This window comes from Streptomyces sp. M2CJ-2 (assembly GCF_016757295.1).
In the GTDB taxonomy this organism is placed as follows: domain Bacteria; phylum Actinomycetota; class Actinomycetes; order Streptomycetales; family Streptomycetaceae; genus Streptomyces.
In genome coordinates this window covers 126351-139770 of sequence record NZ_JAESIF010000005.1, presented here as the reverse complement: position 1 = coordinate 139770, position 13420 = coordinate 126351, and the positions used below count along the sequence as shown (strand labels likewise).

The 13420-nt window shown below is 71.1% G+C and carries 10 protein-coding genes; 7 read left to right on the top strand and 3 right to left on the bottom strand.

All coding sequences use genetic code 11. The features are described from left to right. Positions 1-92 precede the first annotated feature (92 nt). The gene (locus JL475_RS07330; protein ID WP_202276559.1) at positions 93-2240 is read right to left on the bottom strand and encodes a serine/threonine-protein kinase; all 2148 of its coding nucleotides are present in this window, start codon (positions 2238-2240) and stop codon (positions 93-95) included. Positions 2241-2548: 308 nt separating this feature from the next. Here JL475_RS07330 and JL475_RS07325 point away from each other — a divergent pair, with 308 nt between their 5' ends. The 4 genes from JL475_RS07325 to JL475_RS07310 all read left to right on the top strand — a co-directional run bounded on the left by JL475_RS07325 (position 2549) and on the right by JL475_RS07310 (position 7163). Next, a complete protein-coding gene (locus JL475_RS07325; RefSeq protein ID WP_202276558.1) occupies positions 2549-4123 on the top strand; it encodes an acyl CoA:acetate/3-ketoacid CoA transferase in 1575 nt (524 codons plus the stop codon). Continuing rightward, positions 4113-4901: an enoyl-CoA hydratase/isomerase family protein gene (locus tag JL475_RS07320; RefSeq protein WP_202276557.1), complete on the top strand. Its 789-nt coding sequence runs from the start codon at positions 4113-4115 to the stop codon at positions 4899-4901. Before JL475_RS07325 ends, JL475_RS07320 begins: the two co-directional genes overlap by 11 nt. 76 nt (positions 4902-4977) lie before the next feature. Beyond that, positions 4978-6375 carry an FAD-dependent oxidoreductase gene (locus JL475_RS07315; protein ID WP_202276556.1) on the top strand — a complete coding sequence of 466 codons (1398 nt, stop codon included), beginning with the start codon at positions 4978-4980 and terminating at the stop codon, positions 6373-6375. Then, on the top strand, positions 6372-7163 hold the full coding sequence (locus tag JL475_RS07310) for a shikimate dehydrogenase (RefSeq protein ID WP_202276555.1): 792 nt from the start codon (positions 6372-6374) through the stop codon (positions 7161-7163). Before JL475_RS07315 ends, JL475_RS07310 begins: the two co-directional genes overlap by 4 nt. A 122-nt stretch (positions 7164-7285) precedes the next feature. Here JL475_RS07310 and JL475_RS07305 read toward each other — a convergent pair whose 3' ends face one another. Next, a complete protein-coding gene (locus JL475_RS07305) occupies positions 7286-8074 on the bottom strand; it encodes an IclR family transcriptional regulator (protein ID WP_202276554.1) in 789 nt (262 codons plus the stop codon). A gap of 235 nt (positions 8075-8309) precedes the next feature. Here JL475_RS07305 and JL475_RS07300 point away from each other — a divergent pair, with 235 nt between their 5' ends. After that, entirely contained in the window at positions 8310-9659 is a 1350-nt protein-coding gene (locus JL475_RS07300) for an MFS transporter (protein ID WP_202276553.1), read from the top strand. A 362-nt stretch (positions 9660-10021) separates the two neighbouring features. Here JL475_RS07300 and JL475_RS07295 read toward each other — a convergent pair whose 3' ends face one another. After that, a complete protein-coding gene (locus JL475_RS07295; RefSeq protein WP_202276552.1) occupies positions 10022-10708 on the bottom strand; it encodes a TetR/AcrR family transcriptional regulator in 687 nt (228 codons plus the stop codon). A 215-nt stretch (positions 10709-10923) separates the two neighbouring features. Here JL475_RS07295 and JL475_RS07290 point away from each other — a divergent pair, with 215 nt between their 5' ends. Both JL475_RS07290 and JL475_RS07285 read left to right on the top strand, forming a co-directional pair. Then, complete coding sequence (locus JL475_RS07290) at positions 10924-12609, top strand: class I adenylate-forming enzyme family protein (RefSeq protein WP_202276551.1); 1686 nt, start codon at positions 10924-10926, stop codon at positions 12607-12609. 3 nt (positions 12610-12612) lie between these two features. Continuing rightward, entirely contained in the window at positions 12613-13416 is an 804-nt protein-coding gene (locus JL475_RS07285; protein WP_202276550.1) for an SDR family oxidoreductase, read from the top strand. Positions 13417-13420: the final 4 nt, after the last annotated feature.

Sequence of the window (13420 nt, the reverse complement as noted above, 5' to 3'; positions counted from 1 at the left end):
GGCCCACTCGTTCCCGGAGTTCCGAGCCCGGCTGCGGAACGTGCGAGGGCACCCCGTCCGACGGGGGGTGCCCTCGCGCTCCGCGAGCCCGCTCAGTCCGCGCGGTGGTAGGCCGGCGGGGGCTCGTCGTCACCGAGCACGCTCACGGTCATCCGGTCGGTGCTCTTGAGCCGCAACATCTCCGTGTCGCCGTCCTCGCACTGGTTCTCCGGCTCCGCGGCCGTGACGATCGCCGGGCCGAGCCGCAACCCCGTGCTGGTGGCGTCCACCAGCACGCTCTCCCACTCGCAGTGGTACGCCGGTCCGTCACCGGTCCGCTTGGCCACCACCTCGCCGTAGGCCCCTTGCTCCAGCACGAGGGACAGGCTCTCGCCGGGGTCGGAGCCCTCCCGTTTCCAGGTGCCGAGGAAAGCGGTCGGGATGGGGGTGTCGGACGGTTCGGTCTTCTTGAGGACCGCGGTCTCGCCGTTGACGCCGCTGGTCCAGGTGATCGAGCCGTCGTCGCGCAGGCGCAGGGTCTGCTCTCCGCCATTGCTGCAGCCGTTCTCGGGGATGCTGGTGACCGCGCGGGACTCCAGCACCATCAGGTTGCCGAACGAGACGAGCTCCGCGGCGCCGGTGCACAGCAGGGAGTCGAAGGAGTTGAACGTCGTCGCGACGTCCTCGCCCTCGATGCCCTGGGTGATCGTGATGCGCCGGAGCGAGACGACGTCCCCCTCGGAGTCCTTGCCCTGGCCCTGCCAGGTGCCCAGGTACTCGTCGGGGATCGAGCCTTCGATGGAGGCCGAGGGAGCAGGGCCCGGGGAGGTGTCCTCGCCCTGTGCGGGGTCGTCCGCGGGGTTCTCGGCGCCGTCGTCGACGGGCCGGCCGGGAGACTCGGTCCCTCCCGCGCTGGTGTTGCCGCCGTCGTCCTTGCCGTCGCCCAGGTTCATGGCGGCATATGTGATGCCGCCGGCGAGCAGGGCGACGGCCAGGGTGACGGAGCCGACGACCAGTCCGGTCCGTCTGCGGCGTGCCGGGGCGGGCGTGGGGGCCGGGGCCGGTGTCGGCAGGGGGGCGCCGAACACGCCGAGCGGGGGCGCGACCGGTGTCGGCGGGGGCGGCAGGGACGGAGCGGGGTCCGGTGCCGGGTCCGCGGCGGCCGGGCTCGGGGCCGGTGCCGGCGTGGACGCCGGGGTGGGCTCCGGCTCCGGGGCGGAGGGTGGTGCCGGCGGGACCGCGGGCGGGGGCGGGGGCGGTGTCGACCCGGGCGGCGACGGGGCGACCGTCAGCGGCGCGGTGGTGGGCAACGGCGGCACGGTCGGCGGCGCGGGGACCGACCGGGTGCCCGGCGCCTCCGAGTCCAGCAACCGGGCCGCCCTGCGGCCCAGTTCCGCGATCAGATCGGCCGGCAGCCACGGCTCGGTGTCCGCGCTCGCCGCGTCGGCCGCCGTGAGCTCCGCCAACCGGGCGGGCGTCGGCCGGGCGGCAGGGTCCTTGGCCAGGCAGGCGCGTACGAGTTCCGACAGGCCCTCGGGCAGGTCGGACAGCTCCGGCGGCTCCTGCGCGATGCGGTACATCATCGCGTGCATCCCGCTGTCCGGTGAGCCGAACGGCTGGCGCCGGGTCGCCGCGAAGGCCAGGACCGAGCCGAGCGAGAAGACGTCGCTGGCCGTGGTGAGCGGTTCGCCGCGGACCTGCTCGGGGGACATGTAGCCGGGAGAGCCGATCACGGCCCCGGTGCGGGTCAGCTTGCCGTCGGCCGTCACCGCGTCGAGCGCGCGGGCGATGCCGAAGTCGATGACACGCGGACCGTCGATCGTCACCAGGATGTTCGCCGGCTTGAGGTCGCGGTGGACCAGGCCCGCCTCGTGGACGGCTATGAGCGCGCGGGCGAGCCGGTTGGCGAGAATGCGCACCGACCGCTCGGGCAGCGGCTCCGGGCGCTCGGCGATCACCGCGTGCAGCGAGGGCCCCGGTACGTATCCGGTGGCGACCCACGGCGAGGCCGCTTCGGTGTCCGCGTCCAGCACGGGCGCGGTCCACTCGCCGCCCACGCGCCGTGCGGACGCGACCTCCTGCGCGAACCGCCTGCGGAACTCGGGCTCCGACGCCAGCTCGGAGCGGACAAGTTTCACAGCGACGGTGCGGCCACCGGCCGAGCGGGCCAGATAGACCTCGCCCATACCGCCCGCACCGAGGCGGGCAAGAAGCCGGTAAGGGCCGATATGTGCCGGATCGTCATGTGTCAGCTCATCCACGGGCCGATCCTCGCACAGCCCTCGCGCAGCCCTCGTGCGAGGAGATGTTTGATGCCGTATCGGGAACTTCCGTATCCCGCTCGTGACCTGCGGACTCCGGCCGGGGCCGCCCCCGTCCGGGGTCGCGCCGGAAGCTCCCGTCGGGGGCGCCGCCCCGGCCCGCGTCGCCGGACGGCTGCCGGCGAAAGGCCCAGGTGGCCAAGCCCTGAGCGGCCTTGATGAAATTATGTTCCTCCTTGGAACGCCATTCCAGTCATGCTACTTTGTGTCCACTTCCGGCCAAAGGTCGGCGGGAGGGAAGAGGGCAGGTGACTTCAGTGGAGGACGTCGCAGTGGGTGGCGTGTCGATCAGCGCGGCCGCGGCAGTGCGTGAGATCACCGATGGCGCGACGCTCGCGATCTCGGGAGGCGGGGGCGGGGTGCTCGAGCCGGATGCGTTGATCATGGCTCTGGCTGCCCGCTTCGAGGCTGAGGGGAGCCCGCGCGACCTGACGATCGTGCACAGCGTGGGCGTGGGCGACAAGGCGCTGCGAGGCATGAGCCGCCTGGCCAAGCCCGGTCTGGTCGCCAAGTTCATCGGTGGCCACATGGGCAACAGTCCCGCCGTCGGCAAGATGATCCGCGACAACCAGGTCGAGGCCTACAACCTCCCGCTCGGTGTGCTGAGCCAGCTCTTCCGCGACACCGCTGCCGGCCGGCCCGGGCTGCTGACCAGGACCGGCCTCGGCACGTTCGTCGATCCGCGGCTCGGCGGAGGCAGCCTGAACTCGATCTCCAAGGACAGCCTCGTCGAGGTGATGGAGATCGACGGGCAGGAGTACCTCTTCTACCGGGCGATCCCCATCGACTTCGCCTTCGTGCGAGGAAGCCGGGCCGACGTCCTGGGCAACGTGGTGTACGACGACGAACCGTCGTACCTCGACACGCTGGAGATCAGCATGGCCGGCTACCGGGGCGGCGCGACCCGTCCCGGTCCGGGGCGTACCTTCGTGCAGGTCAAGGAGGTCGCGTCCGAGCGCTTCCATCCCAAGCGCGTGCACATCCCCGGGGCGCTCGTCGGCGCGGTCGTGGAGTACCCGGAGCAGTGGCAGACCTATGTGGCGGAGCGCAACGACGCCTTCGCCGGCGATGTGCGCATCGACGAGTTCCCCGAGCTGCCGCACGGGTGGCGGCGGATCATCGCCGAGCGGGCGGCCCGCTTCGTCCAGCCGGGCGACGTGGTGAACCTCGGCGTCGGGGTGCCCGACGGTGTGGCGTCCGTGCTGCAGGAGACCGGCATGACCGAGCAGATCACGATGACGAACGAACACGGGGTCATCGGCGGAGTCACGTCACTCGGCATGACGTTCGGCGCGTCGAGCAACCACGACGCCCTGCTGACGATGACGAACATCATCGACCTGTACCAGGGCGGCATGCTCGACGTCACCTTCCTGGGCTTCGCGCAGGCCGACCGGCACGGCAACGTCAACGTGTCGCTCTACAACGGCGAGGTGATGGGGGCCGGCGGGTTCATCGACATCGCCCAGAACGCCCGTCGCGTGGTCTTCTGCGGCTCGTTGACCGCCGCCGGCTTCAAGCCCGACATCGGCGACGGAACGCTGGGCATCGCCCGCGAAGGCTCCGTCGACAAGTTCGTCCGTGACGTCGAGCAGATCACCTTCAGCGGCGAGCAGGCGATCAAGCGGGGACAGGACGTGCACATCGTCACCGAACGTGCCGTCTTCCAGCTGACCCCACAGGGCTGGGCCCTGCGCGAGGTCGCACCCGGTGTCGACGTACAGGCCGACGTACTGGACCACTGCCCCTTCACTCCTGTGCTCGACGACGTGTCGCCCATGGCGGCCGAGCTTTTCACCCGAAAGGACAGCCGTGAAGTCTGAGACCGACGGACCGATCCGGATCCTCACCCTTGACCGACCGGAAAAGCTCAACGCCATGAACAGCGAGGCGTGGACGGACCTGCTGCGCGAGCTGCGCACGGCAGAGGACGACCCGTCGATCCGTGTGCTGTTGCTCCGCTCGCAGGGGCGCGCCTTCTGCGCGGGCAACGACATCAAGGAGACGAACGCCTTCACCACGAGGGCGCAGACGCGTGCCTACTTCCTGGACCTGATGGTTCCGACGATCACGGCGATGGCCGGCAGCAGGCTGCCGATCGTGGCGGAGGTCCAGGGCATGGCGCTCGGCGCCGGCATGGAACTCCTCCAGTTCTGCGACGTCGTCGTCGCCGGCGATGCCGCTGTCTTCCGCCTTCCGGAAACGAGCATCGGTCTGTGGGCCACCGTCTTCCTGGGGTCGGCCAGCTACACGACCAGCCGACGCATGACGCAGTACCTGGCGCTGACGGGCGAACCCGTCAGCGCGCAGGAGGCCCTCGAGGCGGGTCTCATCACTCGCGTCGTCGCGCAGGACGATCTGCAGCGCGTGGGCGGGGAGGTCGCCGCCAGGATCGCGCGCAACGCCCCGCGGGCCACCGCGTTGAGCAAGAAGTTCGCCAACCACACGATGCTGACCGAGTCGCTGCCGGTGGTCCGTGAGGCGCTCTCCGTGCTCATCGACGAGACGTTCAGCGGGCAGGAGGGCATGGAGGGCGTGGCCTCGTTCCTGGAGAAGCGCGCCCCCGTCTTCGCCGACATCACGAACGTGCACGGACGGTGAGGCGGTTGTCCGGGTCTTCACAGGTGCGTGCGGTCGGTCGTCCGGCCGCCGAGGGTGCTCGGGTCGAGGGGGCGTCATGAACCACGACCGAGGCGTGGTGCCCTCTCAGGTGGACGTGGTCATCGTCGGGGCCGGCATCACCGGCCTCGCGGCCGCGGCGTGGTGCGCCGAGCACCAGGTGCGTGCCGTCCTGCTGGAGAAGCAGCCGGAGATCGGCGGCACGAGCGCGATGAGCGGCGGATGGTTCGCCTTCTCGGGCACCGACGAGCAGCGGCGGCGCGGCATCGTCGACCACGACTCCACCTTCGTGGCGGACATGCTCGCCGCCTCCGGCGGGGTCGCTGATCCGGCGCTGCTGGAGGCGTACGCGCGCGAGCAGCACGACGCCTACGACTGGATGCGCGGGCTGGGGCTGGAGTTCGACGTGGTCAAGCTCAGTTCCGGCCAGAGCGTCCCCCGCTCGCACCACGCGCCGATCGAGACCGTGCTGGCCGCCCTGCTCGCTCGTGTCGAGGCCTCGTCCACCGTGGTCCTGCGCACCGGTGCGCGCGTGGTGGACCTCATCGACGACGGAGGGACCGTCGCGGGTGTCGTGGTCGAGCTGGACGGCGGCGCGCGGCAGAGCGTGCACGCCCGCGGCGTCCTGCTGGGGACGGGCGGTTTCACCCGCTCCCCGGAGACCATCGGCCGGTACGCTCCGCGGCAGGTCGACGCGATGCCGTACGGGGGCCTGGGCAACACCGGCGACGGCCTGCGCTTCGCCGCCGCTCGAGGAGCGGCCCTGCGCGACATGGAGTACGTCTCGGGCACGTTCGGGTCCCACCCCGAGACGACCATCGAGGAGCACGAACTGCTGACCGCGTTCTACATGGGCGCCGTCATCGTGAACGTCGAGGGCCGGCGCTTCGTGGACGAGTCGGCCTCGTACAAGACGCTGGGCGCCGCGTGCCTGGAGCAGCCCCGGCAGATCGCTTTCCAGGTGTTCGACGCGGACGTACGTGCGCAGTCCCAGCCGGGGGTCCCCCTCTCGGACATCGACGCCCTCGAGGACAAGGGGCATGTGCACCGGGCCGACTCGTTGCGGGAGCTCGCCGAGGCGGCGGGCATCGACGCGGCACGGTTGGAGCGCACGGTGCACGAGTACAACGCGGTGGTGGCCGGTGACCGCTCGGACGCCTTCGGCCGCACCGGACTGTGCAACGGGGTGGGGCGTCTCGTGCCCGTCACCAAGGCTCCGTTCTACGCCTACCCCGCGAAGACGCTGATGACGTCGACGTACTGTGGCGTGGCCGTCGACGCCGTCGGCCGGGTGCTGACCGAGTCCGGGGCGGCCGTGCCCGGGCTGTACGCCGCGGGCGAGGTCGTCGGCGGATTCCACGGCAAGGCGTACGTGACCGGCACGGCGCTGAGCAAGGGTCTGATCTTCGGCCGCGTCGCGGCCGCACACATAGCCATGGAGGCTGCCGCGCGATGAAGCTCTTCGTGCTGCTCGGCGATCCGATCAAGCAGGCCAAACTGCCCGACCTGTTCAACGATCGGGCGCGCGAGGCTGGTCTGGACTCGTTGATGGTCATGGCACGTTGCCGTGCGGACAGCCTGTCCGACGTCATGGCCGGCCTGTCCGGGACCGAGCAGGTGGCCGGGATCGTCGTCACCGTGCCGCACAAGGTGAACGTGGCCGGGATGTGCGACAGTCTCGGGCCGGCGGCCGAGGCGTGCGGCAGCGTCAACGTCGTGCGCCGTGACGAGCGCGGCGGCTGGCACGGAGACAACGTCGACGGCCTGGGGTTCGTCGCGGGGCTGCGTGCCCGGCACCGGCTGCCCGATCACCCGCGGGTCGACATCATCGGCGGCGGAGGCGCCGGCGTCGCCATCGCCTTCGCCCTGCACGCGCAGGGTGCCGAGGTGCGGATCGGGGAGATCGACGCGGACCGTCGTGCGGCGGTGTCCTCGTTGCTGGGCGCTGCGGGCACCGAGGTCCAGGTCCTCGACCGTGTCGACGGCCACGCATGTGATCTGGTGGTCAACGCTACCCCCTTGGGGCTGTCACCGGACGATCCGCTGCCGTTGGACCTGAGCCGCACCTCGACGGCGCCGGGCGCGGTGGTCGCGGACATCGTGATGGACCCGACGCGCACCGCGTGGTTGGAGCACGCGGACCGGTTGGGCCTTGCGACGCACGAAGGCCGTCACATGCTCGCGGCCCAACTGGAGCCGATGCTCGACTTCTTCGGCGAGACCCAGCCCCGATCCGCCGACTGAGGGACGGCGGGGCCGTTGCCGGCCATGTGACAACTGCACCTCGTCTTCCGCCGGTTGCTGTCGTGCCGGGCCGCGCACTCCGCTGCTGCCCGGCACGTACGCGGTCCCGTACCCGTCCGCTCTCAGGCGCGGGCGACGGTCTGCAGGCGCCCGTCGGCGGCTTCCAGGATCTTCGTGACCTCGGCCGTGGTCCGGAGCAGGCGCGGCGCGAGCTGCGTCAGGCGCTCCTCGGTCAGCCGCGGGGTCGGACCGGTGATGTTGATCGCCCCGGCGACCTCACCGGCGACGAAGATGGGTGCGGCCACGGTTCCGACACCCAGGGAGTAGGTGTCGATGGCGATGGCGAAACCGTTGTCGCGGGTCTTCGTGAGCTCGGCGCGGATCTCGTCGATCGTCTGGGGCGCGCGGGGTCCGCTGTCCTCCCGGCTGGTGATGCCCTGACGCAGGATCTTCTGCAGCGCGATCTCCTCGGGGACGTGCGCCATCCAGGCGAAACCGGTGGCCGAGCAGCTGAGCGTGACGGTGCTGCCCGAGTCGGGGTCGTAGCGCAGCCCGGAACGTGTGCCCTGGTGGGCGGCGACCCAGACCATGTCGTCGTGGTCGACGACGGCCAGGCGGACGAGCTCGGCGGTGTCACTGGCGAGTTGCTCGAGCAGGGGCCGGGACAGGCCGACCAGGTCGTTGACCGCGAGGTGTTTCAGGCCCAGGGAGACCAGCTTGAGGCTCAGCACGTAGTTGCCGAGCGCGCCGTCCTGGCGTACGTAGCCGGCGTCGCCGAGCTCGGCGAGCAGCCGGTGAGCCGCACTGCGAGGTATGCCGAGCGAATCGGCGATCTGGTGCAGCTGCAGGCCTTTCTCGACACCGGCGAGGACTTCGAGGATGCCGAGGCCGCGCGCGAGCGCAGGAGCCATGAGTCGTTTCCCTTTCTCAGCGAGGGTCTTTGCCGGTGGTGCCGTCGATCTGCGGCCCATCCTGCCACCACAACCCGGATCGCCGTCTCTATATGAGATGTCGTTCCAACTTTATCTTGTATCGAACTGCTTTTCATGTTGGAATGCCGTTCCAGCGCGACGGAGCGGCAGGTGTCCGTCACGCTCCCCGCCCTGACACGAGAGCCTCGTGCACGACGCAAGGACAGCAAGAACCATGGAGCAGGTCACGCAGAGACAGAAGACACCACGCAAGGCCGCGATGGCGTCACTGTTGGGCAGCACGCTCGAGTACTACGACTTCTTCATCTACGGCGCCGCGGCTGCGCTGGTCTTCAACCACCTGTTCTTCCCCGACGTGAGCCCGGCTGTCGGCCTGATCGCCTCGTTCGCGACGTTCGGCGTGGGATACGTCGCACGGCCGCTCGGCGGCCTGGTGTTCGGTCACTTCGGCGACAGGATCGGCCGCAAACGGGCGTTGCTCGGGTGCCTGGTCCTGATGGGCGTGAGCTCCTTCCTGATCGGCTGCCTGCCCAGCTACGACTCCATCGGATTCCTGGCCCCGATCGGGCTGACGCTTCTGCGGCTGCTCCAGGGCTTCTCGGCCGGGGCGGAATCGGCCGGTGCGGCGACGCTGACCGTCGAGCACTCCTCGAACGAACGCCGCGGCTTCTTCAGCAGCTTCCTCTCGGTCGGCATCGCGGCGGGCAACGTGCTGGCGACCCTGGTGTTCATCCCGGTCGCGGCGCTGCCGGACGAGGCGCTGTACAGCTGGGGATGGCGGGTGCCCTTCTGGCTGTCGGCGGTCGTCGTCCTGATCGCCTACCTGGTGCGTACGCGCCTGGAGGAGACCCCGGTCTTCCAGGAGATAGCCGAGGACGACGAGGTGCGCAGCCTGCCGGCGAAGGACGTGCTGCGCTACCAGTCCGGATCGGTCGTGCGCGTCGCGGGCGCGACGATGCTGGCCATGATGCAGTCGCTGTCGACGGTGTTCGTCCTGGCCTATGCGACGCAGGAGGTCGGCGTGGAGCGGTCGACGATGCTGATCATCAGTGCGGTGGCGGTCGCCCTGATGATGTTCACGTCGCCCGCCGCGGCTCATCTGTCCGACCGGTTCGGCCGGCGACCGGTGACGCTCACCGCCGCGATCGGCTGCGGAGTGACGATCGTCCCCTACCTGTGGATCGTCTCGACCGGCAACGTTCCGGGCATCGCCGTCATGACGATCGTGTTCATGTCGCTGCTCTACGCCTGCCGCGAGGGCGTGTGGCCGGCCTTCTACGCCGAGCAGTTCGCAGCCCCGGTCCGCTACTCTGGCATGGCGATGGGCAACCAGCTGGGCAACGTGATCGCCGGATTCGCCCCACTGATCGCCACCGCCCTGCTCTGGGACGGACCGCTGGGGTGGCTGCCCGTGGCAGTGTTCGGCGTCGTCGTGGCCATCGTCTCGGGTACCGCGGTCTACTTCATGCGCGAGACGGCCGGGCTCTCGACCGAGGAGCTCGACGCGCCGTACGAGCAGGCGCGGGCCGCACGGCGTGAGCAGACGGCCGTCCCCGTCGCCTGACCGTGGCCGGTGTGGTCACGGCGCCGCCCCCGCCCACGTCACCGTGGGCGGGGGCGGCGCCGTACCGGCTGAGGCCGGGGCGGGGTGCGGACGTGTGTGGGGGCCGACCGCGCCGGAGACCTTGGTTCGGGCAGCCCGGCGGCCCGGTCGGCTGTCATGCCCGCCGCGACCCGCATGCGGGCGCCCTGCCCAGCGTGAGTGCGAGGCCGTACGGCGGCCCAGCCGCCTTTCGGCCGTAGAGGAAGAGCGCTGGGTGCGTCTGGGGTGGGGTCGGCCCCAGGGGCGCGCGGAGGCGATGCCGAGAAGGCGGTCTCCCGGCCTCCGCAGGGACGGCTTTCCGGCCCGTACGGCGCGGAAGCCGGTCAGGGTGACGGCGCGGACGGTCCCAGCGGTGTCGCGCCGACGGTCATGCGGGCCATGGTGCGGTAGCGGGCGGCCAGTTCCGCGGGGGAGAGACTGCCGTCCACGCGGTACCACTGGGACACCGCTGTGCACATCGTGACGATCGCCCGGCTGACCTCACGGGGGTACGGTGTCGTGAACGTCCCCCGGGTCACGCCCTCCTCGACGGCCGCGTCCATCAGGCGCTGCTGCCGGTCGCGGGCCTGGAGGTAGGTGGTGCGGTCGTCGTCGAGCAGGCTGCGGATCTCGCTCGCCGCGATGAACGCAAGGTCCCGCCGGTGCGCGTGGAACAGCACCAGGCACTCCACCAGCAGGTCCAGCCGCCGTCCGACGTCCGGTCCGGCCTCCTCCAGTGCCGCTGTGCTGCGCTCCCACAGCTCCGCCATCGCCCGGGTGACGATGCCGACCAGCAGGGCGTGTTTCGACGGGTAGTGGTGGTACACCCCGGGCACCGACAGGCCGGCCCGCGCCGCCACCTCCCGGATCGTGGTGCCGTGGTACCCCTGCTTCACGAAGCAGGCCAGGGCGGCCCCCAGGACGGGCGGCAGGCCGTCGCTGGTGTAGAGCCTCCAGTCCGCCGTGGTTCCGGCCCCGTCGTCTCCGGTCACGGCAGCTCCGCCGGTGGTCAGTGCGTCGGCTTCGGTCATGCTCTCCTCGCCGCGTGTGCTCGTGCCAGTACGTAAGTATGCACAGGCGCCCGGTCCGTTCTGCCGGGCGACCGCCGCCCGAAGCCCTCCGCCGCGCACCCCCTTGACACGCTGACGCGCCCCGTAGATCCTCACCTGCAATACCGAGCGAGCGCTCGGTCGGTACGTTGTCCAGCATATCCCGGGCTGTTCGGAGCCGGTGGAGGGAGCGGGAGATGTCGATGCCCGAGGCGCGTCCGTGGCGGGAGCTGTACCCGGCCGCGGTGCCGGCGGAGATGACGGTCGGCCACGACTCCCTGACGGCCGCATGGCGAGCCCGGGTGGCGCGCGACCCCGACGCCGTCGCCCTGCGCTACTTCGACGGCGCGCTCACGGCACGCGAGGTGGACAGCGCCTCCGACGCACTGGCCTGCGCCTTCGCAGCCCGCGGAACCGGACGCGGGGACCGGGTCGGCATCTACCTGCAGAACATCCCGCAGTACGCCCTGGTGCTGCTCGCCCTGTGGAAGCTGGGCGCCACCGCGCTCCTGCTCAACCCGATGTACCGCCGAGGCGAGCTGCGCCGCCTGATCGACGATGCCGGGGCCGTGGGTGTCGTCTGCGCCGACCTGGACGTGGAGGAGACCCGTACGACCCTCGCCGGCAGCTCCGTGCGATGGACGGTCAGTACGTCGGCGCTGGAATTCCAGACACGCAACGACCCGCGCGCCTTCCCCTCGACCGAGCGTCCCTCGCCCGCCGACGGCGGCGACCTGGCGGCCCTGCTCCAGGAGTTCGCGGGCCGCCGCCCCGAACCGGTGGATCTCACCTCCGACGACGTGGCCCTGCTGACCTACACCTCCGGCACCACCGGACCGCCCAAGGGCGCGATGAATTCCCACGGCAACGTCCTCAACGTGGCACTCACCAACGCCGCCTGGGCCGATCTGGCCGACGGCGACACGGTGTACGCGCTGGCCCCGCTCTTCCACATCACGGGGGCGGTGGTGAACGGGGTCATCTCGCTCGTCACCCCCACCACCCTGGTCCTCACCGGCCGCTTCCGGCCCGAGGTGGCGCTGGACGCGCTCGCCGAGCACCAGGTGACCTACATGGTCGGCTCGATCACCGCCTACAACGCGATGTACGCCGTGGAGCACGCAGGACCGGAGCACTTCGCCTCGGCCAAACACCTCTTCTCCGGCGGGGCCCCCATCCCGCCCGCCACCGTCGACCGGTTCCGGGAACGGTTCGGCGTCTACATCCACAACATCTACGGCATGACCGAGACCAGTTCCGCCGTCATCGCCGTGCCGCCCGGCACCACCGCGCCCGTGCACGAGGCCAGCGGCACCCTCTCCATCGGCGTCCCGCTGCCCAACCTCACCGCCCGGGTCGTCGACCTCGACGGCAACCCGCTGCCCCCCGGCGAGCAGGGGGAACTCGAGCTGAGCGGCCCCCAGGTGGTCGCCGGCTACTGGCAGCAGCCCGCCGCCACCGAACAGGCCGTCCCTGGCGGCCGACTGCGCACCGGCGACGGCGCGATCATCGACGAGCACGGCTGGGTCTACCTGGTCGACCGGCTCAAGGACCAGATCAACGCCTCCGGATACAAGGTCTGGCCGCGCGAGGTCGAGGACGCCCTCTACGAGCACCCGGCGGTCCACGAGGCCGCCGTGGTCGGACAGCCGGACGACTACCGCGGCGAGACGGTCGTCGCCTACGTCTCGCTCACCGCCGGTGCCTCGGTCACCCCGGACGAACTGATCTCCTTCACCCGCGAGCGGCTGGCCGCCTACAAGCGGCCCACCGAAGTGCACATCCGTGCCGACCTCCCCAAGACCCAGACCGGCAAGATCCGGCGCACCGCACTGCGCAGGCCCGCGGGCCACGACGTCCCTCCCCCCACGACGAAAGGCTGACCGGTGCAGCACCTCCACACCGACCAGAACAACGCCCCCCGGACAGCGGGCCGCCTCGCCGGACGCACCGCCGTGGTGACCGGGGCCAGCCGCGGGATCGGTCTGGCCATCGCCGAGCGCCTGGTGGCCGAGGGCGCACGGGTGTGCATCACCGCCCGCAAGCCCGAACCGCTGCTCGAGGCCGCTCAGGCACTGCCCGAGGGCCGTGTGCTCGCCGTCGCGGGCAAGGCGGACGACCCCGAGCACCGCGCCGAGGTCCTCGACACCGTGGCCCGGGAGTTCGGCCGCCTCGACATCCTCGTCAACAACGCCGGCATCAACCCCGCGTACGGCCCCCTCACCGAGATCGGCCTCGACGCGGCCCGCAAGGTGCTGGAGGTCAACGTGCTCGCCACGCTGGGCTGGGTGCAGGCCACCCTCGCCCACCCGCGGCTGCGCTTCGCCGAGAACCACGGCACCGTCGTCAACCTCTCCTCCGTCACCGGCGACACACCCGCCCCCGGCATCGGGCTGTACAGCGTCAGCAAGGCCGCCGTCTCCCACCTCACCCGTGCCCTGGCCGCCGAACTCGGCCCGGACGTCCGCGTCAACGCCGTCGCCCCGGCCGTGGTCAAGACCCGCTTCGCCCAGGCGCTCTACGAGAACAGGGAGGACGAGGTCGCCGAGGCCTACCCGATGCGGCGGCTCGGCGCCCCCGCCGACGTGGCCTCCGCCGTCGCCTACCTCGTCTCCGACGACGCCTCCTGGGTCACCGGCCACGTCCTCACCGTCGACGGCGGCCTGGCCGTCGCCGGCGGCACCGCCTGACCCA